Here is a 21,073-nt window from a genome sequence, read left to right on the forward strand (position 1 = left end):
TTCGCAGATACAGTGTGTTGGCATCGGACCCCGCATCAGAACCTGATAACTCTCTGTTGCAAAAGAATGTTCTCAGATTCTTGGGGCCGATGCACCTAATGCTTTGAGAAATGCGGGCTAGGCGACGGCAACTTCAACACCCGTGCCGGTGACGATGCGATTGTCGAAGGCGTTTCCGCTGCCGAAGCCAATGCCAGCAATGACACCGCGGCGTTCACCAACACCCTGGTCCAGGGCGAGAATATCCTTAACAACTCCATCGACCTGACGGTCGTCGGCGGTTCCATGGAGACCATCTCGACCGGCGAAGACCTGGGCAGCATCGGTTAAGCAACCTGACAAAGAACACGGGCTGCGCGGGCGAAAACCTGCGCAGCCCGAGGCGGCCTCTATCGCGGCTCGGCCAGATAATTAAGAAGGTCAGAGCCGTTCTCTGTGCTTGGGTTTTTATCGAGGTCTCAATGTTTAATTATGACGATCTTTCAAGAGAAGCCGTCGCGCATTTTGTCGGCTGTTTATATTTGTCCGTTGAAGATGCCCGGGCCCGAATTGAATATCTGGAGTTTCGGGCCGCGGAAGCGGCGGAGATGCAGATCGCAAACGCGATTTCGGCGAACGAGGTGCATCTCAAGGCTGGATACGACCTGCTGGACGTGCAGGCGGATGTCTTTCACGAATTCTCCCACCCGACGCTGAAGGCGGATATTCCGGCGGCGCTCAAGCCATTCCCGGAATTCGATCTGCCGATGCGCGCGGCCCTGTATCACGCAGAGCCCGATTTCGGCCCTCTCTTCCTGTCATTGCCGAAGAGCTTTGCTTTCAGTGTCGTTTTCCAAAACGCGCCGGTTCTGCCGAACGCTGTCGGCGTTGTCATCAATTTCTCGAACGTTCTCAGCGACAACGATTATTTTTCAAACTCCGGCCTCGCGTTCGATTTCGCGTCGTTGGGACCGGGACTCGCTTCGGTCCACGCCACGTTGCTTGACTCGGGCGCACTTCATGCTTTCGGAACACCCGATGGTCCGGCGACAGAATCGGCGCTGTCCGACATTGTCGAGACCTGGACCGCCAAAGCCGAGACCCTTCAACTGTCGGAACCGATGGAGGGTCAGCAGGTTCTTGCAACGGGCGTCGAAACACAAAACACCTTCGTAAACGGCGAGCAGGTCGAGGAGCGTCCGGACTTCGCGGAAGTCCGAAAGACGGTGAAGGGATATGACGCCCCTGAAAGCGACGAGACCGGCGACGCGGGCATGAACGAACCCAAAAAGGCTTCCGGCGCCAGCGCCGAACAGTCGGGCTTTGAGGTAGATGGATTTCTTGAAATCGAGACCGGTGGCAACACGCTCAACAACGCAGCCGTGCTCGTGGACGTCTGGGGCAAGGCCGGTGTCATCACGGTTCTTGGCGACTATTACGACATCGATCTCATCAGCCAGACGAATGTGCGCATCGGCGGCTCCGGAGCGGCGTCCGCCGGAGCAGGGCAGCCGCCGGCCATGGAAACAGCCGGACCGGTGCATAGCTTCAATCTTGCCTCGATGGAGGCAGGTGATACGGCGCTGCGTATGGACAATCCGGCCGGCGGCAACCCCATCAACTGGGACATTACCTATCACGACGGTGACTTGACCTTCCTGAACTGGATTGTCCAGACCAACATCCTGACCGACAACGACACGGTCATCTACCAGGAGGACGGATCCGGTACGGCGGTCCTGTCCGGCGGCAATATCCTCTCCAACACGCTGAGCCTTTCGCAGGTCAGCGATTTCTATGACCTGATCGTCATCGATGGCAACTATTACAGCGCGAACATCATCACCCAGGCCAATGTGCTGATGGATCTTGACCGGCTATTTGCGGAGGGGAGCCCGCTGCCAGCCGAGACGCCCGGCGCGGCGGATCAGGTCGACAATCTGCTCTGGAACGATGCCTATATCGTTTCCAACTACCAGGCGACGGTCACCGGACTGGACGAAGCAACCGCGAACGGCCTTTCTGGGCGCGGAGACGGCGACCTTGACGGAGGTCTTCTCGAAACCGTCTACGGCGCATCAACAACACTCTATGACCAGGTCAACGTGCTGTACGTCAGCGGCAACGTTTTCGACGTTACCTATGTGGAACAGACCAACCTTCTTGCCGACAATGACAGCGTCGCCACCTTCGGTGTCGATATCGGCGACGACTCGGTGACCATCAGCGACGACGGCAACATTCTCTACAACGCAGCGGTCATTCAGGAGGTCGGTGTCGACACCACCATCAGGGTGGCGGGCGAGACCTATTCCGAAGCGGTGCTCTATCAGGCCGAAATTATTTGCGGTGACGTCGATTATGCCGATGCCGGGTCCGGCGGGCTGGCGTCCGAAGCCGTCGTCTTTCTTGCCGATGGGATGCTCCCGTTCGGCCAACAAGAAACAGAACAGGTCAGTCTTAATCAGGTCCCCGACGAGGTTTGCGTGGATCCGATGGCAACGCTGGTCGCATAGGGGGCGAAAGATGGAGAATGCATATGAAGGCCACGGCTGGGGGGCACGTGACAAGCCGGCCGAGGCGAAGGTGGTTTCTCCGGATACGCGTGACACCGTAGCGAAGCCTGAAGGCCGCGCCTCTGCCGAGGGGCGGGTGTTCGACCGGTCGCGCCAGGATCGCCCGCCGGCGAACAACAACATCGGAGGCGGCGGGGGAGCGCCGCCGAAATTCCACAAACGATCCGGTCCGGTCGATTTTTCAAAAGCTCTGGACAAGGGGCTCGCGGCCGTACGGCGCAACATGATGATCGTGATGGTGTTTTCCTGTGTCATCAACGTGCTCGTGCTGGCGATCCCGGTGTATCTGTTTCAGATTTCAGACCGTGTGATGAGCAGCCGATCCATGGACACGCTCGTCATGCTGACTAGCGTCATTGTCGGCGCTGTGGTGCTGCAGGCCGCCTTTGACGCCATCCGGCGCTTCATCCTGATGCGCACGGCGGTGGAACTCGCTTCCCAGCTCGGGTCGCCGATCCTGGCGGCCGCGGCGCGAGCCTCGCTGAACAGCAACGGCAAGGAATTCCAGACGCTGAACGATCTCCAGCAGCTGCGCGGTTTCCTGGTTTCCGGCACGCTGATGTCCTTCCTGGACGGTCCGTTCGCACCGCTGTTCCTGGTGGCGATCTACCTGATCCACCCGCATCTCGGCATGATCGTTGCCGGGACCTGTGCGGTGCTGCTGGTGATCGCTCTGATCAACCAGAAGGCAACATCGGGTCTTTTCGGCGACGCGAACCAAAACCTCAGCAAGGCCAACCTGCATCTCGATGCGATGTCTCGTAACTCCCAGATCATCAACGCGCTGGCGATGATCCCGGAGGCCGTGCATCTGTGGGGGCGCGACACGGCCGCCTCGCTCAAGGCGCAGGTGCATGCGCAGGACCGGAACATCGTGTTTGCGTCCCTGACTAAGGCGGTCCGCCTTTTGACCCAGGTTGCCATGCTCGGCTGGGGTACGTTCCTGGCGCTCCAGGGCGAGCTGACAGGTGGCATGGTGATCGCCGCCTCGATCATCGGCGGACGGGCGCTTGCGCCGATCGAAGGGGCGATCGAGGGCTGGAACCAGTTCTTGCTGTCCCGCAGCGCCTATGGCCGGATTTCGAGCCTGCTCAAATCGTCGCCCCTGAACACAGAGCGGCTGGTTCTGCCCAAGCCGCAAGGGCGCCTTGACGTCGAGCGCCTGCTTTATGTTCCGCAAGGAACGAAACGGGTCGTCCTCAACAGCGTCACGTTCTCCCTGAAGGCGGGCGACTCGCTTGCGATCATCGGCAATTCCGGGGCGGGCAAGACGACGCTCGGCAAGATGCTGGTCGGCTCTATCCTGCCGACCTCCGGGGCGGTGCGGCTCGACCTGATGGACCTGCGCAACTGGAACCAGAGGCAGCTTGGCGAGAATATCGGCTATCTGCCCCAGGACGTTCAGCTGTTTCCCGGCACAATCAAGCAGAACATTGCCCGCATGCGGGAAGACGCCACGGACGAGCAGATCTACGAGGCGGCCTGTCTGGCGGATGTGCACAGCATGATTTCCGAATTGCCCCATGGCTACGAGACCTTTGTCGCTTCGGATGGCGCGCCGTTGTCCGGTGGTCAGAAACAGAGGATCGCACTCGCGCGGGCCTTCTTCGGCAGTCCGCGTTTCGTGGTCCTGGACGAGCCCAACTCCAATCTGGATACCAACGGAGACGAAGCACTGGCGCGCGCCATGGCGCACGCCAAGGAGCAGGGGATCACGGTGGTCGCCGTTACCCAGAAGCCGTCTCTCCTGAAATGTGTCGACCGGGTCCTGCTTCTGGCGGATGGGGGCATCAGCATGTACGGCGCCCGCAATGAGGTGCTGGAGGCGCTCGCCGAGCGGCGCAAGCAGAAAAACATTCCGCAGAATGGGTGAGGAAAAATCATGAGCAGTATTGCACACGCTGAACAGGACGACTGGTTCGCAACCGTTCCCCGTTCCATTTTCACGCACACGCTGATCGGAGTTTTTCTGCTGGTGTTCTGTGTTGGCGGATTTGCAGCCTGGGCGTTTTCAGCGCCCCTGGCAGCTGCCGTGATTGCCAGCGGCACCTTCGTCGCGACCGGGCAGAACAAGAAGGTCCAGCATTACGAAGGCGGCATCATCAAGGCGATCCTGGTGCAGGAAGGGGCACGGGTTCATGCGGGGGAGCCGATCGTCCAGCTTGACGAGACCGTTGCGTCGGCTAACGAACGTCAGTTGTGGCTCAAGCTGGCGCGACTTGAGGCAATCAACGCACGGCTTCGCGCGGAATATCTGAAACTGGATGAAGTCGTCTTTCCGGAAATTCTGAAAAACCACGCGGGCGACGAGGAGATCGCGACGATCCTGGCAGGGCAGAAACTCAACTTCCTTGGATCGCGCACCAAACTGATGAGCGACATCAGCATTCTCGAGGGATCGATCCAGGGGATCAAGCACCGCCGCGAAAGCTATGCCGAACAACGAAGCTCCATGGTCAAGCAGCTTGAACTGTTGAGAGAGGAGCATGAAGGCAAGAAGCACCTTTTTGAGAAGGGGCTTGTGCTGAAGCCAACCTTGAATGCCATGGAACGCGCGATCGCGGAAGCCGAGGGGCAGATCGGTCGCCTGAGTGCGCTGATGCGTGAGGCGGATTCCCAGATTTCACAGCACAAGGAGCAGGTCCGGCAGACCCAGGCGGCGTATCACGAGAAGGTGCTCGACGATTTGCAGACCATCGAGGCGGAGCTGGATTCTGCCCGGGAGCAGTCGCGCAAGGCGCGCAACGTCCTGGAGCGGGCGGTGATTCAGGCCCCGGTTTCCGGAACCATCGTGAGGATGCACTACCACACCGCTGGCGGGGTGATCGAAAGCGGCAAAACGATTGTCGAGATCCTGCCGACGGACGCCCCCTTGATCATCGAGGCGCTGGTCGCACGAACCGATATCGACAGTGTGCATGTCGGCCAACCGGCCACGGTTCGCCTGTCGGCGCTCAATCAGCGAACGACCCCGGTCCTGAACGGCAAGGTTCAATATGTGTCCGCGGACGCGATCACCGACAACACGACCGGCATCGTGCGGGAGGTCTATGTTACGCGGATCGATATTGCACCGGGAGAACTTCGGCGTGTGAAGGACTTCGTACCGACGCCGGGCATGCCTGCGGAAATCATGATCCAGACGCATGAACGCACCTTCATGCAGTATCTGACCAAGCCGATTGCCGACAGCATGTCTCGCGCGTTCCGCGAAGAATAGCTCCGCCAGAAGACCGTTCCGCCACCGCTCCCGCGGGCTCCGTCGAAACCGGCAGCCCCTGGCCGTTCGCCCCGCATTGCCTGAAGTGGCCTTCAGGCAATGCCCAACTTGAGCCGGTTCGCTGTTTCGAACCGGCTTCTTTTTGGAGTGGAACTTGCTACAGCGAGCAAGCGGTGTCTCGAAGGATCGGACCCTTGTTCCAGCGGCCCCGGTTCTCAACCCTTGCCGTAATTGATCGGCGTCGAGCTGACCCAGAGCTCCGCGGTGGTCTCGTCGCCGAGCACCTTGGAGTAATGCGGCTTGGCGGTGTCGTGGTGGATGCTGTCGCCCGGGGTCATGATGAAGACCTTGTCGCCGAGGTGATATTCCAGCGAGCCTTCGAGCAGGTAGCAGAACACTTCGCCCTCGTGCTGCATGTGTTCGGAGACATGGCCCGGCGGGCGGTGGATGATGCAGGGGTAGGTGAGGGCGCCTGGAAAGCCGGGGCCGAGCTTTTCGTAAAGCCGCTTCGCCTTGCCGAGCACATAGGTCTGGCGGTTGTCCCTGGAGACAAATTCCGAATAGGGTTCGGGCACCTTGATCAGCTGTTCCAGGCTGGTCTGAAGCGCACCGGCGATCCGCTGGAACGAGGACAGGGACGGCGAGGAAATGCCGCGTTCCACCTGGGACAGAAAGCCGATGGTCAGATTGGTCGCCTTGGCGACATCGTCCAGCGTCATGCCAAGCGCCTTGCGCCGCTGGCGGATAACCGCCCCGTAATTGGGCGTGTCCTGCTCCGCCTGGCTGGTCTCTGTCGGCCCGCTCAATGTCATTCGCTCCTCCGTTCCGGCGTCTTCTTATAACGGTCAAGGTCGAAGAAGGCCAGCGTCTGTCAGACGGCTAAATTTATCAATACTAAAAATTTTTTTAGTGAAGTTTTTGCGCGATGAATTTGGATATGAGTACAGAAAAACAATGACATAACTCGATTTAGGAATTTTAGTTATTTCTAAAAAATACCTCAAAATAAAAGTCAGACTAAAAAAATGTGTTGCGACTGAAGTGGCTTTCGATAAGCTCCGAGGCCTCTTGAAAGGTGCATCTGGGAGGACACACCATGAAGGCTGCAGCCCTAGCCGCCGTGCTGGCATTGAGCACGTCACTGACCGCATTTCCCTATCAATCCGCCGAAGCCGTCGAGCGCGGCGGCACGTTGAATTTCGCCCGCTATGACGGATCGAAGCTGGTCGATCCGATCTATGCCGACCGCAATCCGGATATCTGGATGGTCGGCAGCCTGTTTTCGACGCTTCTGGAAACCGACCCGGACAGTGGCGAGCTGGTCGGCGGCCTTGCCGAGAGCTACGAGGTCGCCGCGGACGGCAAGACCATCACGCTTCAGCTGCGCGACGGCCTGAAATTTTCAGACGGCAGCGCGCTCACGGGCGAGGATGTCGTGTTCTCGCTGGGCCGTGCGCGCAATCCGGATCTCGGTCCCTGGTCGGGCCTGCTGTCGGCAATTTCAGATGTGACGGCCGATGGACGCGCCATCACCATCACCCTGGACAATCCCGATCCGGCACTCCTGTCCATGCTGGCGACCTTCAACACCGCGATCGTCTCCAAGGCGGCTTTCGACGCAGCGTCCGGCGAGACGGATCAGGAAAAATCAGCGGCCATCTTTGCCGCGGGCAGCCCGGGCGTCGGCTCCGGCCCGTTCTTCCTGAGCGGATTTGAGCAGGGTTCGACCATGGCCTTCAGCGCCAATCCGCACTACTGGAAGGAAGGCGAGGACGGCAAGCCGCTTCCCTATATCGATGGCGTGAATTTCGAAGTCATCCCGGATGACGCGACGCGCGTTCTGAAGCTCTCCGCCGGCGAAGTGGACATTGCGGAATTCATCCCGTTCTCGCGGGTCAAGGAACTCGACGCCGATCCGGCGATCAACATGTACCTTTTCCCGTCGACCCGGATCATCTATTCGCCGATCAACACACGTGAAACCCGCGCGGACGGATCGCCGAACCCGCTCGCCGACAAGCGTGTGCGCCAGGCGCTCAACTACGCGACCCACAAGGACGCGCTGATCCAGCTGATCCTGCAGGGCGCCGGCAAGCCGATGTCCTCGCCGGTGATGTCGTCCGCGACCCGGCTCGCCGTCGACATGAGCCCGCTTTACGGCTTCGATCTCGAAAAGGCCAAAGCTCTGATCGAAGAGGCCGGACTGGAACCGGGTACGGAAATCACGTTGACCACGCTGGCCGGCTCGGCGGACGATGCCACGATTTTCGCGGCCCTGCAGCAGATGTGGCAGCCGCTCGGCATCAATCTCGTCGCCGAACAGGTGGACGGCGCGACCCGCGGCGCGAAGAACCGGTCCGGTGAATTCGACATCCACACCTATGGCTGGGTCGACGATGTCAACGATCCGAGCCAGGTGACCGGCTGGCTGGGCTATTACCCGACCCGCAAGGCGGTCGGCACCGGCTGGAACAATGCCGAGTTCAACGCGCTTTACGAGGCCTCCTCCACGGAAATGGATCCGGAAAAGCGCGCTGATCAATACCGGCAGATGCAGGAGATCTACGCCGAGGCGGCGCCGCTCCTGTTCATGTACGAGACCCCGTTCGCGGTGGCCGTTTCGGGCAAGGTGGATGGCTACATTCAGACCCCGCTCGGCAACAACATCTTCGAAAACGTCTCGCTGGAGCGCTGATCAAGCTCTCCTCCCACGAGCGGGAGGTTCAGGCACCCGGCCCCCTGGGTGCCTGACCTCCCGGTCCTGTTACGAACTCAACGGCGACCGACATGGCTGGTGTGCAATACACCCTGAACCGCCTGGTTCTGATGATCCCGACCTTCTTCCTGGTTATGATCATCATCTTTCTTCTGGTCCGGCTGTTGCCGGGCGATCCGGCAATCGCAATGGCTGGCGACAAGGCCTCCGATGCCGATATTGCCGCGATCCGCGACAAGCTCGGGCTGTCCGCGCCGCTCTGGACCCAGTTCTGGCTGTTCCTGACCAACACGCTGCAAGGCGATCTCGGCCGCTCGATCCTGGCGCGGGCGCCTGTGCTGGATGTCGTTCTGGCGCGGCTGCCGACCACACTGTTCCTGACGATCTATGCCGTCACATTGTCGGTGCTGATTGCCGGGCCGCTCGCGTTTCTGGCGGCGGTCAATCGCGGCAAATGGCAGGACAATCTGATCCGGGCCGTGTTCCAGGTCGGGCTGTCCATGCCGGTTTTCTATATCGGCTTGCTGCTGCTGACGTTCCTGGCTGCGCATCTCGGACTGTTCCCGGTCGGCGGGTATGGCGAGAGTTTCGTGGACCGGCTCTATCATTTGTTCCTGCCCGCCGTGACCGTGGCGCTCTATACGTCCGCGATCCTGATGCGGAACCTGCGTTCCGCGATCATCGAGGTGATCGACGCAGAATATGTGCAATTCGCGCGCGCCAAGGGCCTGCCCAACCGGCTGATCCTCGGGCGCCACGTTCTCAAGAACGCGCTGATCTCGACCGTCACCCTGCTGGGCTTGTCCATCGGCCAGCTGATGAGCGGCACGCTGGTCACCGAGACAGTCTTCGCCGTGCCGGGCCTCGGCCGATCGATGCTGGAGGCAATCTTCGCGCGCGACTATCCGCTGATCCAGGGACTGACGCTGACCTTCGCCGTGCTGGTGTCGCTGGTCTTTCTGATGACGGACCTGTTCCAGAGCTGGCTTGACCCGAGGATGCGCCTGACATGAGTGATGCGACTGTCTCTTCGACGCAGGCTGTTGTGAGGAAACCGGGTCGTTTGCGGCTGGCCCTTGCCAAGCCCGGCTTCATGACCGGTATTGCCATTATCGGCGCGTCGGTGGTGCTGGCCCTGTTTCCGGGGCTGTTCGCTCCCCATGACCCGAATTTCATCGACTACATGGCTGTGCGCCAGCCGCCGAGCTGGCTGCATCCCTTCGGTACGGATCTGCTGGGCCGGGACACGTTTTCGCGCGTGATCTGGGCCTATTCCGTCAACATGCAAATGGCCTTCCTGGCCACCGTCTTCGCGCTCCTGATCGGCGTCGTGGTCGGCGCGCTGGTCGGCTATTACCGCGGCATTGCCGACTTGGTCTTCGGCCGGGTGGTCGATGCGATCATCACCTTTCCCTTTCTGGTGCTGGTGATCGCGGTGGTCGCGGTGCTCGGTCCGGGATTGATCAACATGTATATCGCGATCACTCTGGTGGGCTGGGTCTATTACGCCAGGCTGATGCGCGCGGAAGTGATCTCGCAAAAGGCCAACGATTATGCGTCCGCCGGTATCGTCATGGGCTATTCCGACCGGCGGATCATCTTTCGCCATCTCCTGCCCAACGCAATCACCCCGATCATCGTCTACTGGATGACCGACATGGCGCTGGCCATCCTGCTCGGCTCGTCGCTCGGCTATCTGGGACTTGGCGCGCAGCCGCCCCAGGCCGAGTGGGGCGTTCTGATCGCCGAAGGGCGCAATTTCATTACCACCGCCTGGTGGCTGAGCCTGATGCCGGGCATCGCCATTGTCCTGACCGGCCTCGGTTTCTCGCTGATCGGCGACGGGCTGGCAGATCTGTTGAGGCCGCGCGGATGACCCTGACACAAGTTCAAACACCCTTGCTGGAGGTTGCGAACCTCTGCACCACCTTCACCGCCGGCGGTGCCTCCATTCCGGCGGTCCGCAATGTCGGCTTCACGCTCAACAGGGGCGAGGTGCTCGGCCTTGTCGGCGAAAGCGGATCGGGCAAGAGCGTCACCTTGCGATCGATCCTCGGCCTGTCGCGCCGCTACGGCGAGACCACTGGAGAGGTGCTCTGGCGCGGCGATAATCTTGTGGCGATGCCGGAAAGCAGCTTGCGCCCAATTCGCGGCGGCGAGATCGCGATGATCTTCCAGGAGCCGATGACCTCGCTCAATCCGCTCCTCACCGTCGGCGTTCAGATTGACGAGACCCTGAAGGCCCACACCCGGATGACAGCGTCGGAGCGGAAGAAGCGCGCCATCGAGATGCTGGATCTGGTCGGCATCCCGGCGGCGCGTTCCCGGCTCGGCGAATATCCACACCAGTTTTCGGGTGGCATGCGCCAGCGGGTGATGATCGCGATCGCGCTCGCTGCCCGGCCGAAACTGCTTCTGGCCGACGAGCCGACCACCGCGCTCGACGTCACCATCCAGGCACAGATCCTCGATCTGATCCTGTCGCTCGCCAAGGATTTCGACATGGGTGTCATTCTGGTCACCCACGACCTCGGGGTCGTCGCGCAGACCTGCGACCAGGTGGCGGTGATGTATGCCGGACGGATCGTGGAAGAAGGCGCTGTGCGCGCCGTTCTGAAATCGCCGCAGCATCCCTATACGGTCGGTCTGATGCGCTCCGTACCGCAGAACGTGCCGCCAAGAACGCCGCTCTATTCGATCCCCGGCACACCGCCGAGCCTTCTGAACCTGCCGCAAGGTTGTGCCTTCGCGCCGCGCTGTCCGAACAGGTCGTCTGCCTGCGACCAGTCCCGGCCGGAATTGCTCGACACCGGCGGCGGACGGGCGCTTGCATGTTTCAACAAGGTTCGGGCCGGAGAGGGGGCCGCGGCATGAGCGAGACGGTTCTGGAAATCCGCGATGTCAGCCTGACGTTCCGGGGCAAACGCGGTGTGCTTGATGTTGTGGCCGGAAGGCCCCCGCGCGACGTCAATGCGCTGAACGGCGTGACCCTGGATTTGAAACGCGGCGAGACCCTGGGTGTTGTCGGGGAATCGGGGTGCGGAAAATCGACCCTGGCCCGCTGCATCGTGCGCCTGCATGAGCCGAATGGGGGCGAGATCCTGTTTCATGGGAGCGATGTGTTTGCGCCGGACCAGCGACGCGACCGAAGTTACAATCGCCGCGTCCAGATGATGTTCCAGGACCCCTATTCCTCGCTCAATCCGCGCATGACGACAAGCCAGATCCTGAAAGAGGCTTTGCTGGTGCATGGCATGTGCGGCGAGGCCGACGTGCCCGAGCGACTTGAAAAGCTGATGGACCTGGTCCAGCTGCCCCGGGACGCGCTGGAAAAGTACCCGCACGAGTTTTCCGGCGGGCAGCGTCAGCGCATCGCCATCGCCCGGGCGCTGGCGGTCGAACCCGAAGTGCTGATCGCGGACGAACTGGTTTCCGCGCTGGATGTCTCGGTGCAGGCGCAGATCGTCAACCTGCTCCTGGAGCTGCAGGAGCGGCTCGGCCTCACCATCCTGTTTGTCGCCCATGACCTGCGCCTGGTGCGCCATGTCTCCAATCGGGTGGCCGTGATTTACCTAGGCCGTATTGTCGAGATCGGCGACAGTGAGACTCTGTTTGCCAGTCCCTCGCATCCTTATTCCCAGGCGCTGCTCAGCGCCGCGCCGTCGCTCGATCCGGACGACAAGGGCAGCAAGATCCATCTGGAAGGCGAGCTGCCGTCGCCTATGGACATTCCCCCCGGCTGCCCGTTCCATGTGCGCTGCCGCCACAAGACCCCGAAATGCACCGCCGAGCTGCCTGTCCTGCGCCCTCTGGAAGGGCGCGGCGCGGTGGCCTGCCATCATGCCGAAAAGATTTGAGAATGAACAACAACAAAAGCGCCACCCTCGCGAACCGTCTGATTGCCCTGCGCGAGGAGCTGACGCCGCGAGGTCTTGACGCCCTGATCGTGCCGCGCTTCGACGCGCATCAGGGCGAATATATCGCCCCGCACGATGAACGCCTTGGCTTCATCACCGGCTTTACCGGCTCGGCGGGCGTTGCGATCGTGACCGCGGATCGCGTGCGCCTTTTCGTGGACGGACGCTACACGGTGCAGGCGCAGAACCAGTGCCCGGCGGAGCTGATCGAGCGGGACCACCTGTTCGACCATCCGCCGGAAACCTGGCTGAGCGGAGCTGCCGAGGCCGGTTGGTCAATCGGGTATGACGCGATGCTGCTGCCGCCGCGCTGGGTGGAGCGATTCGAACAGGCTCTGGCTGGAACGGAAGCCCGGCTGGTGCCTCTGTCCGGCAATCCGGTCGATGCGGTCTGGCACGACCAGCCCGACGAGCCCTTCGGGCGCATCAGCGCGTTTCCGCTGCAGTTCGCGGGCGAGTCCGCCCATGACAAGCGCCGGGATCTGCTCGTCGACATGTCGGTCAGGGAAGCGGATCTTCTGGTCGAAACCCAGCCCGACAACATTGCCTGGCTTTTGAATGTGCGCGGCGACGATGTTGCCTACAATCCGATGCCGCAATCCTTCCTGATCCTGGAAAAGAACGGCGCGGCGCACTGGTTTGTGGAGGCAGGCAAATTTGAGGACGGGCTGAGCGATGTCCTGCCGGACTGGCTGTCCATTCATCCGAAGCCCGCGTTCCTGAGCCTGCTCTCCGAAAAACTCGATGCCGGCGCGAAAGTGCTGATCGATCCTGATCTTTCACCGGCGGCCGTTACCCAGCTGGTCCGGGCAGCGCAGGCCGAGCCGGTCGCCGGGCGCAGCCCGGTGACCCTCAGCAAGGCGCGCAAGAATGCGACTGAGCTGGAAGGCATTCGGGCCTGCCACATTGAGGACGCCGTCGCCTGGGCCGAATTCGGCGCCTGGCTGGCGAGCGCGGTTCCTGCCCGGGCGGCGGATGGCGCACCCGTGACCGAATACGAGGCGGAGGAAAAGATCCTGGCCTGCCGTCAGGCACGGTCCGGCTTCCTGTCGGAAAGCTTCCGCACGATCTCCTGCGCCGGCGGCAATGCGGCCATGTGCCATTACGCGGCCGATCCGCGGGCTTCGGCCTCGATCCTGCCGTCGGCCTGCTACCTGATGGACAGCGGCGGCCAGTATGAGACCGGCACCACCGACGCGACCCGTTCCTTTACGTTCGGCACATTGCCGGAAGGCTATGCGGAAGCTTACACCGCCGTCTTCAAGGCGCTGGTTGCCCTGGCGACGCTGAAGTTCCCGAAAGGCACGCAAGGCCATCATATCGACGCCATCTGCCGCCGGCCGCTCTGGGATCTCGGGCTCGACTACGACCACGGCACCGGTCACGGCATCGGCCACCGGTTGTCGGTGCATGAGCAGCCGCAGCGCATCGGCAAGCCGCACAATCCGGTCGACCTGGCGCCGGGCATGGTGATGTCCATCGAACCCGGCCACTACAAGGCCGGCAGCTACGGCATCCGTCTGGAGAACCTGTTCGAGATTGTCGAGACGGACAGCGGTTATCTTGCCTTCGACAATCTCACCTGGATCCCGATCCAGACGGACGCGCTGCTCACCGACCGCCTGAGCGAGGCCGAGCTTTCCTGGCTGAACGATTATCACGCCGAGGTGGAGGAGCGGATCGCGGCGCGTTGCTCGGACGAGGCACAGCGGTGGCTGCAGAGTTCTTGTGCACCTCTGGCTGCGAAACCCGCCGGGTGGCGGCAGGCCGGCTGAGCATCGGCGTCGGCGCCCAGTGACGGGCGTGCCGGGCGCCACGAAGCCTTGAAGGTTCCGTGACGAAAAGAGACTTGTCTTGGCGCGCCTTTGCGCCAATGATGTCAGGCATGTTGCCGACCTTCAGTCAGCTGCGGAGAAACCTCATGCTCTTGCGTCCCGCTACCGCGCGGACGTGGGTTTCCGCGCATCGTTCGGACCCTCGCTCCCTGTTTCTTTGTCTGGTCCTGGTTCTGTTCCTCGTCTCAGGCGGCGCGGTCCAGGCCTCGACAGGGACGGATCCCTTTGCCGAAAAACGCCTTGCCCTGGTTGTCGGCATCGCCGGCTACGACAATGCTCCGGATCTGGCGAACACCACCAATGACGGCAAGCTGATCTCCGATACGTTGAACGCGTTGAATTTCCGGGTCTCCGAGCATTTCGATATCGGGCTGGAAGAGTTCCGGAATTTGCTCAAGCAGTTCGCCTTCGATGCCGAAACGGCGGATGTTGCGCTGGTCTATTTCGCAGGTCACGGGATCGAGGTCGGCGGGCGCAATTTCCTGGTTCCGGCCGATGCCAAGGCCGGCAGCCGTCAGCAGGTCGCCGACACTTCCGTGTCTCTCGACGACATCCTGGCGGCGGTCGACAAGGCCCGCCAGCTCAGGATCGTGATCCTGGATTCCTGCCGCAACGATCCCTTCGCCGACGACGGCGCACGGGAGACCCTGACGGTGGACAGCCGCACGGCGGGGCGCGGGCTGGCACCGGCGTCTCCGGAGCGGGGCACGCTGGTCGCCTATGCGGCCGAGGCCGGCGCGGTGGCGCTGGACGGGGCGGGCGACAACAGCCCCTTCGCGATGGCGCTGGCGCAGACGCTGAGGACACGAGACCTCGAGATCGGCCTGGCTTTCCGTCAGGTCCGGGACACGGTCTTGAAGGCCACCGCAAACGCCCAGGAACCGCACACCTACGGCTCGCTCTCCGGCAAGCCCTATTTCCTGGCCGGTTCCAGCCAGGAGGTAAACGGGCTTGCGGCGACCGCGCGCCGGAATGCCTGGGGACGGCTGGAGGTTGACCAGGAGGAACAGTTGCAGGTGGCGGCGAGGGAAGGCGACAGCCGGGCTCTGAAGGGCCTTGCCTATATGCGTCTCAATCCGGACGAAGACCGCTACGATCCTGCGAAAGCGGCCGCATTTCTGGAAAAGGCGGCCGACGCAGGCGATCCGGAGGCGATGTTCGAGCTTGCCCGCATGTATGAGCGCGGCATCGGTGTCGACCAGGATGTCGACAAGGCGCTGGATCTCTTCCGGAAATCGGCCGCGGAAGGTTTTGCCGATGCCATCAACGACCTTGGCTTCCTGCATTTCCAGGGCGGTCTCGGGATCGTGCGCGACCCGAAAAAGGCGATCGAGCTGTTCGGCCAGGCGGCGGACCAGCGGCACCCGGAAGCCATGTTCAATTATGCCGCCCTGATCGACGACGGGGTTGTCGACGGCAAAAGCGCCGATGACGCAGCCGAATATCTTTACCGGGCGCTCCGGTCCGGCAACGAGGAAGTCCTGGGCCAGCTCTCCGAGAACCCCAAGATGTTCAAGGCCGAAACACGACGGTCACTGCAGCGCAAGCTGGCCGAGCGGGCCTTTTATTCGGGCAGCATCGACGGGCAGTTCGGTCCCCAGACCCAACGCGGGCTTCGAAAGGCCTATGGCCTGTCCGAGTGAGCGCGGGTTCCTGTGAATGGAAAAGTGACCTTGCGTGAATTGCCGGGTTGTTCTTTCGTTTTGAGCTCTTAGGATGGACTGGAAGGCTGAGTTGACGAACGGAAATGCGGGCGACTTCTCAAGTCGAAGCACTTGTGTTTTTTGACTGTTTTTATGCGCGTTGGTCGGTGTCGGCGAATGTCAACGTTGTTTGCCAAAGATTGAGTTTAACGGCAGTGCCAGCGACGCGTCCAAGCTGATAGGGGGTGTCATGTTGAAGAAGCGGATTGTTCGCAGATCGGTGTCGGCTGTCGTCGCGGCGGGGTTTGCCCTTGCCACGGTCTGGCCGGTCCAGGCCGCCGTTCTGCCGACCGGCTTGTCGGTCCTGTCCGGCTTGCCGCAGACCGACCTTTCACAACGTCTTTACCGGATCCAGTACAACGAAACCACGTCGGAGCCGTCGCACAGTTCCACTTCGGATGGGATTGGAGACGAGCGGGATCCCCGCTTGAGCGAGTCCTATGGCCTCAGCGACCGGGTTACGCGGGGTGTTGCCTGGCTGATCAGCAATGGCGCCAGCGAATGCAAGGACACTCTGCGGCCGGAATACCGAATCGATTGCCTCAGGATTGCGCTTTCCCGCGCCGCGTCGACCATCGACAACCGGCCCAATTACCGGCAGGCGGCCCGGGATCTCAGAAGCCTGTCGCGCAAGCTGGAAGGGATTGTGAACAAGTACCAGGATCGCGGCGCTCCGCGCGCGACCAAGGGCAGGACAAGCTACCGCGCGGTCTCCAAGGCCAATCAGGCGCAGGCCAACCGGGAAGCCGCTGCAGCCATCGATGAGACCGTCACCAAGCTGCTGAGATCCGCCGGAAATTCGGAAAAGCGCAAGGTCCACTATTCCCAGATCGCGACCGCGGTCGGATCGACCAAGCGGCTGCTGCGTTCCTGAGTTCTTGGGAACAGACCCTAATTCTGGTCTGGCGCAGGCTGGGCCGGAATGTCTTCCGGGTCGAGCACCGGCATCCTGCCTTTTTCAGGGGCCGGTTCGACGAGGTCGCGATCACCGACAGGCGCGGGTTTCAAGATACCGTTGCATCTGGTCGTGACGCTGGTGGACGGGTCCTGCTGTTCGGTGCGCGCCGTCTCCTCTCCGGGGGAAACAACACTGGGTTCGACCGTCTCCGCTGTTGTCGCGGGAACCGCGGCAGCCATAAGCAGAGCCGCCGCCAGAATGAGTTTTCCAAGGCGGAGGCTGGTTCCAAAGTTCAGCACATAAGGCATGGCATCCTCCTTAAAGGGTTTCCTTGAAGGCAAACGCGCAGAACACGGTGTGGTTCACACAAAGATCGGATAAGGCCCTGGGTCTGTGTGGAATTAGGAGGCTTTGGCCTTTGTCTCGGTCGTCTCGGCCCCCGATTGCAGGAAACCGGTCAGGTCGAGGCTGGAGCGGTGGCCGAGGTCGCGGCCATGGATGGTCAGGAACTCGCCCGCCGCATGACGGCCCTCGTCGCGTAACTCCTTCAGGAAGGCCCAGGCGGAATTGAGCTTCGACTGGCCGCTGCGTCCGTTCATCCCGGCGCCGGTGATGCGGTGCAGCCTGAGATCGGCGATGGCGCTATGGGCCGTCAAGTGTTCCACCGTTTTGCCTTTGCCTTTGCCGCGTCCGGACAGGAAACCGACCCTTTTCACGGGCGGTTTGCGGCATGCCTGGCGTTGCAGTTCGGCCAGGAGGCGCAGGTCCTTGATCAAGGGCGCATTGAAGGAAATCTCCTTTTCACGCAGGGCGATCTGCCGGGCGTCCTGGGGCACGTCGGCGCGCCAGGTCGGGCTGGTCTGGACCAGAAGCAAGTCCGAGGCACCGGTGTCCGGCACCAGGGGCATCAGGCTCGGATTGCCGGTATAGCCGCCGTCCCAGTAGAACGCACCATCGATCTCGACCGCGTGAAAGAGGGCGGGCAGGCAGGCCGACGCCAGCAGCACGTCGGCACTGATCGCATCGTTGGAAAAGATGCGGGCCTCGCCGCTGGCGACATGGGTCGCGGTCACGTAAAGGCCGATCGGTGCGCGGGCGATCGCCTCCAGATCAACGGTGTCCTGGATGATTTCGCGCAGCGGATTGAAGCCTGCGGGATTGAGGTCATAGGGTGAAAACAGGGGCGTGCCGGAGCTGAACAGCGCCGGCAGAGTGTCCCGGTCAATGCCGAGACTGCTGAGGACGGCCTGTGCCGTCGACATGTTGAAGGGATTGAAGCGGCTGCGGCTCGACACCTTGCGCCAGAAACTCTCAAGCGACCGGCGCGCCTCTTCCCGGCCGCCCCGCATCAGCCCGCTGACCAGGGCCGCGGCATTCATGGCTCCGGCCGAGGTGCCGGAGACCGCATTGACCGCAAATCTGTCTTCTTCGAGTAGGCGATCCAGAACGCCCCAGGTAAAGGCTCCATGGGCCCCGCCGCCCTGCAGCGCAAGATTGAGGCGAAGGGCCTCAGGGGTGGATTTGTCTCGTTTCAAGATCCGCTTCCTTTCCAAAAAGCAATGCCGACCGGCAGGCCGCCAACAGGCCCGCCTTGAAACGTTTCCTCCGAATGTCCCTGGTTTCTTTTGGTTTTGCCGGACGCAATCCTGTCCGGAAGGGAAACCCGCCGGAACGGATCTCCGGGCCGGCTGCCGCATCGAATAGGTTATGTTGCAGTGCAAAAATATGGTGGGCCATTCACAACCCCGTGATGAGGGCGCTTCAGCAGGCCTTTTCCAGATGGTGTGGGTGGCTTTTGCCTATCGATCCGAGCGTTTCTGTCAGGCCTCTGGAGAAACGACCTTCAGCAAATGCTACCGCTGGACCCCATCAGGCCGGTTGTTTGTGATTTATTTTCGCCGGAGCGCCGAAGGAATAGCCGACGCCATAGACCGATTTGATCGGTTGCTCGACCGAGGTGTTGCCGATGATCTTGCGCCGCAGGCGGCTGACCACCGCGTCCAGGTGCCGGTTGTCGAACTGGGTCTGCCTGGGAGACAGGATCTGCGAGAGCTCATCCCTTGTGCAGGTCTCGCCGGAATGTTCGATCAATGTGCTGACAAAGGTGTTTTCCGTTGCCGTCAGCCGGATGACCTTGCCGTCCGGCGCCAGCAGCTTCCACGCGGTGGCGTCGAGATGCCATTGAGGTAGCGGAGCCGCTTCTTCCGTCTCTGGCGCCAGCCGCCGCAACAGGCTTTGCACGGCCGCGGAGATTTCCCGCAAGGAGGTGTGCTTGACCAGATAGATGTCGGCGCCGCTGTCGAACCCCTGGACCCGGCTTTCCGGATCGCCATGGGCCGTCAGCATGATGATGCCGCAATTCAGGCCTGCACGGATGTCCTTGGCCAATTCGAAACCGTTGCCGTCGGGAAGGGAGATGTCGAGAATGATGACATCGGGCGGTTCGGCGCCCGCGAGCTCAACATGCATGTCCGCAGCCGTGCCGACGCCAACCGCCTCGAACCCGTTCAGGCACATATAGTCCACCAGATCCGTGCGCAGGACGGTTTCGTCTTCGACGATCAGAAGTCTGCTCATACCGTTTCCGCCATCGGTTGTTTCGCGGGTCGCTTCAAGTCGGCCTCCGCGCCAGGCAGGTGCACGCGGGCGAGCGTGCCGCCGCCCTTGCGCCGCCGCAGCTCGAGGCTGCCGGCATGATAGCCGACCAATTGCTTGCAGGTGTGGATCCCCAGGCCGCTGCCGCCGGTGCCGCTGGTGTTGGAGGCGCGATAGAAACGAAGGCCGATCCGGTCGATCTCTTCTTCCGGGATGCCGATGCCCTGATCCGTGACTTCGATGACCAGAAGATCGTCCCGGACCGCGATGTCGATACCGACGGGGTCCGTCTCGCCGGAATATTTCAGAGCGTTGTCGATCAGGTTGACGATGACGGTTTTCAGCATCTCGACATCGGCCCGGAAACCGGGCGGCCGGGCGACGCCGGTGAAGGACAGACGGCTCCCGAGCCCGGCGTGATCGAAATGCTGCTGGATTTCCCGCACAAGCACGGGAATATCGACCGTCTCTATTTTCAGGACACCTTCCTCCTGGCGTTCGCCCGACAGGAACCGGTCGATCAGCATGGTCATGCGTGAGACCGCCTCGTCAATGCCGCGGATCCGCCTGGAGACGGCTTCCTCCGGATTGGGCAGCATCACGGACAGCATGTCGCTGGCATAGCGGATGGCCGCCAGGGGCGTGCGAAACTCGTGGCTGACCATGCGCATCAGCTGACGCTGTTCCTTGCGGGCGGTCTTTTCGCCTTCCAGACTGGCCGAAAGTTCCTGTTCCAGACGCCGCCGGATCGACACTTCCCGGCCGAGCGCGGTGTTGCGGTCGCGCAGATCCATCGACAGGCGCATGCCGACCATGAAGACCAGGCAGATGAAAAAGCCGACGATGAACATGTGTCCCTGGAAGAAGTACCAGGTATTGATGTCGGACAGCACCCGGCTGTTCGCGACAGTTGCTGGATGGAGATAAACCAGGGCGCTCTGAAGCAGGCTCGCTCCGACATATTCGGCGAGGAGGGCAATGGTGATCCAGCGCAGAAACCGCGGCTGACTTCGGTCCACTGCCAGTGTACGGATCATCAGCGCCATCATGACCGTGGTGAAGGCGGTCGAGGCGTGAATGCGAAACGCGAGATCCTCCGGAATGTAGATCACCGCGGCACTCCAGGAGAGACCCTGGGCGGCGAGGCAGGCCACGCCGATCCAAAAAACCCGCCTCTGGCCGAGGAAGCGCGCAAGGCCGTCGGCCCACAGGACCAGGCCGAACTTGATGACCATGTTGTCGGTGACGATGCGCAGAAGCGACGGGTCGGGTCCCCGTTGCAGATAGAGAAACAGACCCACGGCAACGGCGACGAAACCGGCGGCAATCACCTTCAGCTCATAGATTTGCCGGCAGAAAATCCAGACGAGCATCCAGGCGATTGCCATGAAGGTCGCAGTGGCAAATTCCAGGAGCAGCATCGTCTTGAGATCGATCATGATCTTGTGATGACCGAACAGCGTAGCCGGTTCAAGTCACAGATTGGTGCTTCGGATCCGAGCAGCCTTATTTTTAGGCAAGTGTCACCGAAAGACTGCGACTCTGGTGAGATTTTGTCAGAATTGACTAGGATTGATAGGTGGAATCCCGGGTTTGACACTTTGTAATTGTACCGATGTTGACCGTCGTGGGTG

18 protein-coding genes are annotated in these 21,073 nt (G+C 61.6%); 11 read left to right on the forward strand and 7 right to left on the reverse strand.

Translation table 11 applies throughout. From position 1 onward, the window contains the following. Window positions 1–117 precede the first annotated feature (117 nt). A complete protein-coding gene (locus tag M0H32_RS27120) occupies window positions 118–342 on the reverse strand; it encodes a hypothetical protein (RefSeq protein WP_248159691.1) in 225 nt (74 codons plus the stop codon). A gap of 245 nt (window positions 343–587) precedes the next feature. On the opposite strand from M0H32_RS27120, the gene M0H32_RS27125 reads away from it, so the two are divergent. The 3 genes from M0H32_RS27125 to M0H32_RS27135 are packed head-to-tail and all read left to right on the forward strand — an operon-like array spanning window position 588 to window position 5,775. Beyond that, window positions 588–2,495: a hypothetical protein gene (locus M0H32_RS27125; RefSeq protein ID WP_248159693.1), complete on the forward strand. Its 1,908-nt coding sequence runs from the start codon at window positions 588–590 to the stop codon at window positions 2,493–2,495. A 10-nt stretch (window positions 2,496–2,505) separates the two neighbouring features. Continuing rightward, window positions 2,506–4,428, forward strand: coding sequence for a type I secretion system permease/ATPase (locus tag M0H32_RS27130; protein ID WP_248159695.1), 1,923 nt, complete (start codon window positions 2,506–2,508; stop codon window positions 4,426–4,428). Between the two features lie 9 nt (window positions 4,429–4,437). Further along, window positions 4,438–5,775, forward strand: a complete 1,338-nt coding sequence (locus M0H32_RS27135; protein ID WP_248159697.1) for an HlyD family type I secretion periplasmic adaptor subunit — start codon at window positions 4,438–4,440, stop codon at window positions 5,773–5,775. Between the two features lie 215 nt (window positions 5,776–5,990). Here M0H32_RS27135 and M0H32_RS27140 read toward each other — a convergent pair whose 3' ends face one another. Then, on the reverse strand, window positions 5,991–6,587 hold the full coding sequence (locus M0H32_RS27140; RefSeq protein WP_248159698.1) for a helix-turn-helix domain-containing protein: 597 nt from the start codon (window positions 6,585–6,587) through the stop codon (window positions 5,991–5,993). A gap of 284 nt (window positions 6,588–6,871) precedes the next feature. On the opposite strand from M0H32_RS27140, the gene M0H32_RS27145 reads away from it, so the two are divergent. The 8 genes from M0H32_RS27145 to M0H32_RS27180 all read left to right on the forward strand — a co-directional run bounded on the left by M0H32_RS27145 (window position 6,872) and on the right by M0H32_RS27180 (window position 16,820). After that, window positions 6,872–8,470 carry an ABC transporter substrate-binding protein gene (locus M0H32_RS27145; protein WP_248159699.1) on the forward strand — a complete coding sequence of 533 codons (1,599 nt, stop codon included), beginning with the start codon at window positions 6,872–6,874 and terminating at the stop codon, window positions 8,468–8,470. A 92-nt stretch (window positions 8,471–8,562) separates the two neighbouring features. Then, on the forward strand, window positions 8,563–9,504 hold the full coding sequence (locus M0H32_RS27150) for an ABC transporter permease (RefSeq protein WP_248159700.1): 942 nt from the start codon (window positions 8,563–8,565) through the stop codon (window positions 9,502–9,504). Continuing rightward, on the forward strand, window positions 9,501–10,367 hold the full coding sequence (locus M0H32_RS27155; RefSeq protein WP_248159701.1) for an ABC transporter permease: 867 nt from the start codon (window positions 9,501–9,503) through the stop codon (window positions 10,365–10,367). The genes M0H32_RS27150 and M0H32_RS27155 overlap by 4 nt, the downstream gene beginning before the upstream one ends. Beyond that, window positions 10,364–11,365 (forward strand): ABC transporter ATP-binding protein, encoded by a 1,002-nt coding sequence (locus tag M0H32_RS27160; RefSeq protein ID WP_248159702.1) that lies wholly within the window; start codon window positions 10,364–10,366, stop codon window positions 11,363–11,365. Before M0H32_RS27155 ends, M0H32_RS27160 begins: the two co-directional genes overlap by 4 nt. After that, the gene (locus M0H32_RS27165; RefSeq protein ID WP_248159704.1) at window positions 11,362–12,348 is read left to right on the forward strand and encodes an ABC transporter ATP-binding protein; all 987 of its coding nucleotides are present in this window, start codon (window positions 11,362–11,364) and stop codon (window positions 12,346–12,348) included. Before M0H32_RS27160 ends, M0H32_RS27165 begins: the two co-directional genes overlap by 4 nt. Window positions 12,349–12,350: 2 nt before the next feature. Continuing rightward, window positions 12,351–14,183 carry an aminopeptidase P family protein gene (locus tag M0H32_RS27170; RefSeq protein ID WP_248159706.1) on the forward strand — a complete coding sequence of 611 codons (1,833 nt, stop codon included), beginning with the start codon at window positions 12,351–12,353 and terminating at the stop codon, window positions 14,181–14,183. 146 nt (window positions 14,184–14,329) lie between these two features. Beyond that, on the forward strand, window positions 14,330–15,886 hold the full coding sequence (locus M0H32_RS27175) for a caspase family protein (protein WP_248159708.1): 1,557 nt from the start codon (window positions 14,330–14,332) through the stop codon (window positions 15,884–15,886). Window positions 15,887–16,136: 250 nt separating this feature from the next. Then, window positions 16,137–16,820 (forward strand): hypothetical protein, encoded by a 684-nt coding sequence (locus tag M0H32_RS27180; RefSeq protein WP_248159710.1) that lies wholly within the window; start codon window positions 16,137–16,139, stop codon window positions 16,818–16,820. A gap of 17 nt (window positions 16,821–16,837) precedes the next feature. Here M0H32_RS27180 and M0H32_RS27185 read toward each other — a convergent pair whose 3' ends face one another. The 5 genes from M0H32_RS27185 to M0H32_RS27205 all read right to left on the reverse strand — a co-directional run bounded on the left by M0H32_RS27185 (window position 16,838) and on the right by M0H32_RS27205 (window position 20,878). Continuing rightward, window positions 16,838–17,152 (reverse strand): hypothetical protein, encoded by a 315-nt coding sequence (locus M0H32_RS27185; protein WP_248159712.1) that lies wholly within the window; start codon window positions 17,150–17,152, stop codon window positions 16,838–16,840. 93 nt (window positions 17,153–17,245) lie between these two features. Continuing rightward, window positions 17,246–18,379, reverse strand: coding sequence for a patatin-like phospholipase family protein (locus tag M0H32_RS27190; RefSeq protein WP_248159714.1), 1,134 nt, complete (start codon window positions 18,377–18,379; stop codon window positions 17,246–17,248). Next, the gene (locus tag M0H32_RS27195) at window positions 18,354–18,581 is read right to left on the reverse strand and encodes a hypothetical protein (RefSeq protein ID WP_248159715.1); all 228 of its coding nucleotides are present in this window, start codon (window positions 18,579–18,581) and stop codon (window positions 18,354–18,356) included. The genes M0H32_RS27190 and M0H32_RS27195 overlap by 26 nt, the downstream gene beginning before the upstream one ends. Window positions 18,582–18,713: 132 nt before the next feature. Then, complete coding sequence (locus tag M0H32_RS27200) at window positions 18,714–19,421, reverse strand: response regulator transcription factor (RefSeq protein ID WP_248159716.1); 708 nt, start codon at window positions 19,419–19,421, stop codon at window positions 18,714–18,716. Continuing rightward, complete coding sequence (locus M0H32_RS27205; protein ID WP_248159717.1) at window positions 19,418–20,878, reverse strand: sensor histidine kinase; 1,461 nt, start codon at window positions 20,876–20,878, stop codon at window positions 19,418–19,420. The genes M0H32_RS27200 and M0H32_RS27205 overlap by 4 nt, the downstream gene beginning before the upstream one ends. Between the last annotated feature and the right edge of the window lie 195 nt (window positions 20,879–21,073).

Origin of the sequence: Roseibium sediminicola (assembly GCF_023156505.1) — a bacterium.
GTDB classification, from domain to species: domain Bacteria; phylum Pseudomonadota; class Alphaproteobacteria; order Rhizobiales; family Stappiaceae; genus Roseibium; species Roseibium sediminicola.